The 8,413-nt window shown below is 59.3% G+C and carries 8 protein-coding genes; 6 read left to right on the plus strand and 2 right to left on the minus strand.

The features are described from left to right. Positions 1–7: 7 nt before the first annotated feature. Positions 8–1,003 (minus strand): ArsR/SmtB family transcription factor, encoded by a 996-nt coding sequence (locus ACWKV5_RS24965; protein WP_483843420.1) that lies wholly within the window; start codon positions 1,001–1,003, stop codon positions 8–10. Positions 1,004–1,276: 273 nt separating this feature from the next. Here ACWKV5_RS24965 and tkt point away from each other — a divergent pair, with 273 nt between their 5' ends. The 6 genes from tkt (at position 1,277) to fba (ending at position 7,674) form a co-directional block, all read left to right on the plus strand. Next, complete coding sequence (gene tkt, locus ACWKV5_RS24970) at positions 1,277–3,274, plus strand: transketolase (RefSeq protein ID WP_483843421.1); 1,998 nt, start codon at positions 1,277–1,279, stop codon at positions 3,272–3,274. Positions 3,275–3,451: 177 nt separating this feature from the next. Further along, positions 3,452–4,513 carry an erythrose-4-phosphate dehydrogenase gene (gene epd / locus ACWKV5_RS24975; protein WP_140671175.1) on the plus strand — a complete coding sequence of 354 codons (1,062 nt, stop codon included), beginning with the start codon at positions 3,452–3,454 and terminating at the stop codon, positions 4,511–4,513. 17 nt (positions 4,514–4,530) lie between these two features. Further along, positions 4,531–5,694 carry a phosphoglycerate kinase gene (locus ACWKV5_RS24980; RefSeq protein WP_483843422.1) on the plus strand — a complete coding sequence of 388 codons (1,164 nt, stop codon included), beginning with the start codon at positions 4,531–4,533 and terminating at the stop codon, positions 5,692–5,694. 34 nt (positions 5,695–5,728) lie between these two features. Further along, the gene (locus tag ACWKV5_RS24985) at positions 5,729–5,950 is read left to right on the plus strand and encodes a hypothetical protein (RefSeq protein ID WP_027926617.1); all 222 of its coding nucleotides are present in this window, start codon (positions 5,729–5,731) and stop codon (positions 5,948–5,950) included. Between the two features lie 56 nt (positions 5,951–6,006). Then, positions 6,007–6,339 (plus strand): MliC family protein, encoded by a 333-nt coding sequence (locus ACWKV5_RS24990; RefSeq protein ID WP_483843423.1) that lies wholly within the window; start codon positions 6,007–6,009, stop codon positions 6,337–6,339. A gap of 270 nt (positions 6,340–6,609) precedes the next feature. After that, a complete protein-coding gene (gene fba, locus ACWKV5_RS24995; protein WP_007945427.1) occupies positions 6,610–7,674 on the plus strand; it encodes a class II fructose-bisphosphate aldolase in 1,065 nt (354 codons plus the stop codon). A gap of 136 nt (positions 7,675–7,810) precedes the next feature. On the opposite strand, the gene ACWKV5_RS25000 is transcribed toward fba, so the two are convergent. After that, a partial coding sequence (locus tag ACWKV5_RS25000; protein ID WP_483843424.1) for a transposase occupies positions 7,811–8,413 on the minus strand: 603 nt, incomplete at its 5' end.

Here is an 8,413-nt window from a genome sequence, read left to right on the forward strand (position 1 = left end):
CCTGAATTTACCGATGGTGAGTGTCGCCAGCCGGTCGCTGAAAATGGCGGACCTGGATCTGGAAACCATTACGTAAGCCTACATAGAGGCTTTCCCCGGGAACGAGTCCCGCAGCGGTGGCCCAACGGGCCAAATCGTCCTGTTCAAACCCCAACCAGAGATCACCGCAGGCCTCCCTGGCCCAACTCTGGTTGTGGCTACATAACTCTGTCACGAGCAGGCTACCGCCCGGTTGCAGCAAGTCGGCCATGTGCTTGAGCGCTTCGGCCGGCGCGGCGAAATGGTGCAATACCATGTTCAGTACAACGCAGTCGGCCTGAAGACTGACACCGTTCAATGCATCGGCCAATTGCAGGCTGACGTTAGCCAGCTTTTCACGTTCGCAGACCTGGCGTGCCAGTTCGAGCATCGCCGGGCTGTTGTCCAGCGCGGTGACTTCAGTAAAGCGGCGCGCCAGTTCCGGCAGAAACTCGCCGTCACCGGGCCCGACTTCAATGGCCGTGGCACCTTTGCCGAAACCCAGCTTGTCGAGCAAGGCCACCACGCTTTCGCGGTACTGCGGCAGGCCGGCGATCAAGTCTTGCTGGGCGCGAAATTTCTCCGCAACCCGTGAGAAAAAGTCCTGGCTGGCCGCCGCTCGTTGCCCGTGCACCTGACCTATCCGCGACTGCACATCGGCAGGCAGGGTCAGGTTGTCCACTTCTTCCAGCAACGCAGCGTGCAGCTTGCCGCCCAGCAGGTCGGTGTGGGGCAGGGCGCGACGGTAGAAAATTGCGTTGCCTTCACGGCGGGTCGCCACCAGGTCGGCCTGGGCCAATACCTTGAGGTGGTGACTCATGCCGGACTGGCCGATGCCAAAGATCTGCGCCAGTTCCAGCACACCGAACGAATCGTTGGCCAGTGCGCGCAATACATTCAGACGCAGAGGGTCGCCGCCGGCCTTGCAGAGGGCCGCCAGCTCGTCGCAATCGTCATGTTGAATGGAAGGCACGCGTAAATTCATAAGGCCAGCAGTCTAGTGACGGGTCGAAATCACTGCAAGAGCAATATCAAAAAGTTTTGATATTGCTCGATAGATGGCACTTCTCGACGTTAGGTTCTGTCAACAAACGGACAGCGGAAAGGTTTCACCCGTCGAAACCGCCGTTATCACATGGAAAAACGCCTCCAGATGACTATCTGTCATTGCCCCGAGGCGGCCCGGTGAGGGAAAATGCTCGCCTTTTTTCCGATTCGTTTTATTCACTCTCGATTCAATATCCGCAGGAGAACAGCGATGCCCAGCCGTCGTGAGCGTGCCAACGCCATTCGTGCCCTCAGCATGGATGCCGTGCAAAAAGCCAACAGCGGCCATCCCGGTGCCCCTATGGGTATGGCGGATATCGCCGAAGTACTTTGGCGTGACTACCTGAAGCACAACCCGAGCAATCCATCGTTCGCTGACCGTGACCGCTTCGTGCTGTCCAACGGCCACGGCTCGATGTTGATCTACTCGCTGCTGCACCTGACCGGCTACGACCTGTCGATCGATGACCTGAAAAACTTCCGCCAGCTGCACAGCCGCACCCCGGGTCACCCGGAATTCGGCTACACCCCGGGCGTTGAAACCACCACCGGTCCACTGGGCCAAGGCCTGGCGAACGCCGTAGGTTTTGCCTTGGCTGAAAAAGTCCTGGCGGCGCAGTTCAACCGTCCTGGCCACAATGTTGTCGACCATCACACCTACGTGTTCCTGGGTGATGGCTGCATGATGGAAGGCATTTCCCACGAAGTCGGCTCCCTGGCCGGTACTTTGGGCCTGGGCAAGCTGATCGCGTTCTATGATGACAACGGCATCTCCATCGACGGCGAAGTCGAAGGCTGGTTCACCGACGACACCCCTAAGCGTTTCGAAGCCTACAACTGGCAGGTGATCCGCAACGTCGACGGTCATGACCCGGAAGAGATCAAGACCGCAATCGAAACCGCGCGCAAAAGCGATCAGCCAACCCTGATTTGCTGCAAGACCACCATCGGTTTCGGTTCGCCGAACAAGCAAGGCAAAGAAGACTGCCACGGCGCCCCGTTGGGTGACGCGGAAATCGCCCTGACCCGCGCGGCTCTGAAATGGAACCACGGTCCGTTCGAAATCCCGGCTGACATCTACGCCGAGTGGGACGCCAAGGAAGCCGGTAAAGCGGCAGAAGCCGAGTGGGATCAGCGTTTCGCTGCTTACTCCGCTGCATTCCCTGAGCTGGCCAACGAACTGGTGCGTCGCCTGAGCGGCGAGCTGCCGGCTGACTTCGCGGAAAAAGCTTCTGCTTATATCGCTGAAGTCGCGGCCAAGGGCGAAACCATCGCCAGCCGTAAAGCCAGCCAGAACGCACTGAACGCCTACGGCCCGCTGTTGCCTGAACTGCTGGGCGGCTCCGCTGACCTCGCCGGTTCCAACCTGACCCTGTGGAAAGGCTGCAAAGGTGTTACGGCTGAAGACGCCAGCGGCAACTACATGTACTACGGCGTTCGCGAATTCGGCATGAGCGCGATCATGAACGGCGTGGCTCTGCACGGCGGTCTGGTGCCTTACGGCGCGACCTTCCTGATGTTCATGGAATACGCACGCAACGCGGTACGCATGGCTTCGCTGATGAAGAAGCGCGTGGTGTTCGTCTACACCCATGACTCCATCGGTCTGGGCGAAGACGGCCCGACTCACCAGCCAATCGAGCAACTGACCAGCCTGCGCAGCACGCCGAACCTCGACACCTGGCGCCCGGCCGATGCCGTTGAATCGGCCGTGTGCTGGAAGCTGGCTCTGGAACGCAAGGACGGCCCTTCGGCGCTGATCTTCTCGCGTCAGAACCTGCAGCACCAGGATCGCAACGCCCTGCAAATCGCCGACATCGCCCGTGGCGGTTACGTGTTGAAGGACTGCGACGGCGAGCCTGAGCTGATCCTGATCTCCACCGGTTCTGAAGTCGGCCTGACCGTTCAGGCATACGACAAGCTGACCGAACAGGGTCGCAAAGTGCGCGTCGTCTCGATGCCTTGCACCAGCGTGTTCGATGCTCAGGACGCCGACTACAAGCAAGCGGTTCTGCCGTTGCAGGTCAGCGCCCGTATCGCCATCGAAGCCGCTCACGCGGACTACTGGTACAAGTACGTGGGCCTGGAAGGTCGCGTAATCGGCATGACCACCTACGGCGAGTCGGCGCCTGCGCCTGCCTTGTTCGAAGAGTTCGGCTTCACCCTGGAAAACATCCTGGGTCAGGCTGAAGAGCTGCTGGAAGACTAAGCCCAACGCGGTGGTTTCATGACCACCGCAATCCCTTGTAGGAGCTGGCTTGCCAGCGAAAGCGTCTTTTCAGTCGACAGCAATGTTGCATCTGATGGCTCAATCGCTGGCAAGCCAGCTCCTACAGGGGGTGTGTTGTTAACGAGATTTCGTCTGACTGCGTCTATCGAGAACCCCATGCCTCAACCGCGTCCTTACAAAGTTGCACTCAACGGCTACGGCCGGATTGGTCGTTGCGTCTTGCGTGCGTTGTTTGAGCGAGGCGAAAAGGCCGGGTTTGAAATTGTCGCGATCAACGATCTGGCTGACATGGCCAGCATCGAATACCTGACACGTTTCGACTCCACTCACGGGCGTTTTCCCGGCGAAGTGCGGGTTGAGGGCGATTGTCTGCATATTAATGGCGACTGCGTGAAGGTCCTGCGCAGTGCCACCCCCGAAGGCATCGACTGGGCGTCGTTGGGCGTCGATCTGGTGCTGGAGTGCTCCGGCGCTTACCACACCCGTGCCGATGGCCAGCGTTTCCTCGATGCCGGCGCGCCGCGTGTGCTGTTTTCCCAGCCGATGGCCAGCGAGGCGGATGTCGACGCCACCATCGTCTACGGCGTGAACCAGGATTGCTTGACCGGCGACGAGCTGTTGGTATCCAACGCGTCCTGCACCACCAACTGCGGCGTGCCGCTGTTGCGTCTGCTGGATCAGGCCATCGGTCTGGAATACGTGTCGATCACCACCATTCACTCGGCGATGAACGATCAGCCGGTGATTGACGCCTATCACCACGAAGACCTGCGCCGTACCCGCTCGGCGTTCCAGTCGGTGATCCCGGTGTCCACCGGTCTGGCACGCGGCATCGAACGCCTGCTGCCGGAACTTGCCGGGCGAATTCAGGCCAAAGCCGTACGGGTGCCGACGGTTAACGTGTCTTGCCTCGACATTACGATGCAGACCGTCAGCGACACCGACGCCACCGAGGTCAACCGGATTCTGCGCGAGGCCGCCACCAGTGGCCCGCTCAAAGGCCTTCTGGCTTACACCGAGTTGCCTCACGCCAGTTGTGATTTTAACCATGACCCACATTCGGCCATCGTCGATGCCAGTCAGACCCGAGTTTCCGGCCCGCGGCTGGTGAACATCCTGGCCTGGTTCGACAACGAATGGGGGTTTGCCAACCGAATGCTGGACGTTGCAGAACACTATCTGCAAACAGCTACTCCAACAGCTTCTCCAAAACAGTAACTCAGGAATTGCGACCCATGACCGTGTTGAAGATGTCCGACCTCGATCTGCAAGGTAAGCGCGTACTGATTCGCGAAGACCTCAACGTCCCAGTCAAGGACGGTGTTGTCACCAGCGATGCGCGAATCCTGGCCTCGCTGCCGACCATCAAGCTGGCCCTGGAGAAAGGCGCGGCCGTGATGGTCTGCTCGCACCTTGGCCGTCCGACCGAAGGCGAATTCTCGGCCGAGAACAGCCTCAAGCCAGTGGCTGACTACCTGAGCAAGGCTCTGGGCCGCGAAGTGCCGCTGGTTGCTGATTATCTGGGCGGCGTCGACGTCAAAGCCGGCGACATCGTGCTGTTCGAAAACGTACGCTTCAACAAAGGCGAGAAAAAGAACGCTGACGAACTGGCCCAGCAATACGCCGCCCTGTGCGACGTGTTCGTGATGGACGCCTTCGGCACCGCTCACCGTGCCGAGGGTTCGACCCACGGCGTGGCCAAGTTCGCCAAAGTCGCCGCCGCAGGCCCATTGCTGGCTGCCGAGCTGGACGCACTGGGCAAAGCCCTCGGCGCCCCGGCCCAGCCAATGGCTGCCATCGTTGCCGGCTCCAAGGTCTCGACCAAGCTCGACGTGTTGAACAGCCTGAGCCAGATCTGCAACCAGCTGATCGTCGGCGGCGGCATTGCCAACACCTTCCTGGCGGCTGCCGGTCACCCGGTCGGCAAGTCCCTGTACGAACCGGACCTGCTGGACACGGCTCGCGAAATCGCTGCCAAAGTCAGCGTGCCGCTGCCGGTGGACGTTGTGGTTGCCAAGGAATTCGCTGAAAGCGCCACTGCGACCGTCAAGCTGATCGCTGACGTGGCTGCCGACGACATGATCCTGGACATCGGCCCGCAGACCGCGGCGAATTTCGCCGAGCTGCTGAAGTCGTCCAAGACCATTCTGTGGAACGGCCCGGTCGGTGTGTTTGAATTCGACCAGTTTGGCAACGGCACCAAAGTGTTGGCCCAGGCCATTGCGCAAAGCTCGGCGTTCTCCATCGCTGGCGGCGGCGACACCCTGGCGGCCATCGATAAATATGGCGTTGCCGATCAGATCTCCTACATTTCTACCGGCGGTGGCGCGTTCCTCGAATTCGTCGAAGGCAAAGTGTTGCCAGCCGTTGAAGTCCTGGAAAGCCGGGCCAAGGCCTGAGGCCGCCCATTTGACCAGGCAAAGGAGTGTTTACATGGTCAAGACGTTAACGCTGTTGATCGCGGCGGGCATGCTGGCGGCTTGCGGGAGTAACCCGAAAGCCACGCCGGAGCCCGCGCCGCAATCGCAGGAAAAAGGCTGCTACCAGGCCGACTGGCAAGCGGAAACCAATCCTGTGCTCAACAAGCGTTCCGGTCCCGATGGCCTGGATAAATACGAGACACAGACACCCGCCAAGGAACATGGTTGTCCTTGACGGGTCTGACTCATTACTCAGGGCTGGCGGCGTGCGCCGTCAGTCGAGGAACATGGATGAAAGGTTTTATCGCCGTTACGGCGTTGGCGTTGCTGGCCGGTTGCGCTCAGTTGAACCTGTTCCAGTCGTCCGCCCCTGTGGATAACTGGACCACCTGGACCTGTGACAGCCAGGCCAAAGTGCTGTGGCGCTACACCGACGACAGCCGCAAGGAAGTCGACGTGCGCCTCGGCGGGGCCGATCAGGTGTACCGCTTGAAACAGGAGCCGGGCGCCGAAGGTTCGCTGTACAGCAATGACATGCTGGCGTTTCACATAAAAGGTGAGGAAGGCCTGGTTTACTGGGTCGCCACCAATGATTTGATTGGCCGCGGTTGTAAAACGCAGTAATTGACACGCCACATGCCTAATGTGGAAACAGATCCAAATGTGGGAGCGAGCCTGCTCGCGAAAGCGGTGGATCAGCTTGCATCAGCATTGAATGTGAAACCGCATTCGCGAGCAGGCTCGCTCCCACAGTGGATCTGTGCAGGTTCTTGAGATTTGAGCAGCACCGAATTCGCAGCCCGGACCAACCCCCGATCTGCAATAACTTGAATAGCCGCCGCCGCTACGGCAGGCTGGCACGATTAACGACCCAAACCGGGAGAGACACACACAATGGCACTTATCAGCATGCGCCAGATGCTGGACCACGCAGCCGAGTTCGGCTACGGCGTTCCAGCCTTCAACGTCAACAACCTTGAGCAGATGCGCGCCATCATGGAAGCCGCTGACAAGACTGACTCTCCGGTGATCGTCCAGGCTTCGGCCGGTGCTCGCAAATACGCCGGCGCCCCGTTCCTGCGCCACCTGATCCTGGCGGCAATCGAAGAATTCCCGCACATCCCGGTGTGCATGCACCAGGACCACGGCACCAGCCCTGACGTCTGCCAGCGCTCCATCCAGCTGGGCTTCAGCTCGGTAATGATGGACGGTTCCCTGGGCGAAGACGGCAAGACCCCGACCGACTACGACTACAACGTCCGTGTTACCCAACAAACCGTAGCCATGGCTCACGCCTGCGGCGTTTCGGTAGAAGGCGAGTTGGGCTGCCTGGGTTCGCTGGAAACCGGCATGGCCGGTGAAGAAGACGGCATCGGCGCCGAAGGCGTTCTGGATCACAGCCAAATGCTGACCGATCCGGAAGAAGCCGCTGACTTCGTCAAACGCACCCAAGTCGACGCCCTGGCCATCGCCATCGGTACCAGCCACGGCGCGTACAAGTTCACCAAGCCGCCTACCGGCGACGTACTGGCCATCGACCGCATTAAAGAAATCCACAAACGCATCCCGAACACCCACCTGGTGATGCACGGTTCGTCTTCGGTTCCGCAAGAGTGGCTGGCGATCATCAACCAGTACGGCGGCGACATCAAAGAAACCTACGGCGTGCCGGTTGAAGAAATCGTTGAAGGCATCAAGCACGGCGTGCGCAAGGTCAACATCGACACCGACCTGCGCCTGGCATCCACCGGTGCGATGCGTCGCCTGATGGCCACCAACCCGAGCGAGTTCGACCCGCGTAAGTTCTTCGGCGCGACAGTGACTGCGATGCGTGATGTGTGTATCGACCGTTACAACCAGTTTGGTACTGCCGGTAATGCTTCGAAGATCAAGCCGATCTCGTTGGAAGGGATGTATCAGCGTTATTTGAAGGGTGAGTTGAACGCTAAGGTTAACTAAGACGTTTCAGCGTTTGAGTTACATAAAAAACCGCCGAAACAGGCTGTGTGAAAACACACTGATGGTGGTTCCAGCAAACGCCCCGACTTGTTCGGGGCGTTTGCTTTTGTGCTCACAGCAGACGAAAAAAGGCTTTTCAGCCCATCAACGCCATCAACTGACGTGCGCCAAGCACGTTAATCGCTCTTTTCAGGTTATAGGCGTTCACCGCCATGGCCATTTCAGCCCTCGTGCCCTCAAGCTGTCGCAGCAAGAAGCGAGCGTTGCCAAATAACCACTGTTTAAGGTTGCCGAAGGGATGTTCGACGATGGATCTTCGGCTGACCATCATTTCGGGATGCGCCTGCATTCGCTGTCCCATTCGCTCGAAAGCCTTTTCGTGCAGGTGGCGTGAGATGTATCGGCGTTGGGCGTCGGTGCATTGCGCTTTTAACGGGCAGCTTGCGCAGTCGCTGACTGCCGCTTGGTAGATGCGGCCTTTCTTGCTGATCTGTTTAAAGATCAGCCATTTTCCGGCTGGGCATTGATATCGATCTTGCGACGCATCGTAGGCAAATGCTGTTCGGTCGAAAAACACCTGTTCCTTGCCGCTGGAGTTGATTGATCGCGCCACAGGTACATAAGCCGTGATGTTCTCATCCTCACAGGCCTGGAACTGCTTGCCATTGGAGTAGCCCGCATCCGCGGTGACCGTCAGTTCATCTTGCGAAAGTTGTTCCTTGGCCGCTTTGGCCATCGG

The sequence above is a fragment of the Pseudomonas oplopanacis genome (assembly GCF_057128725.1).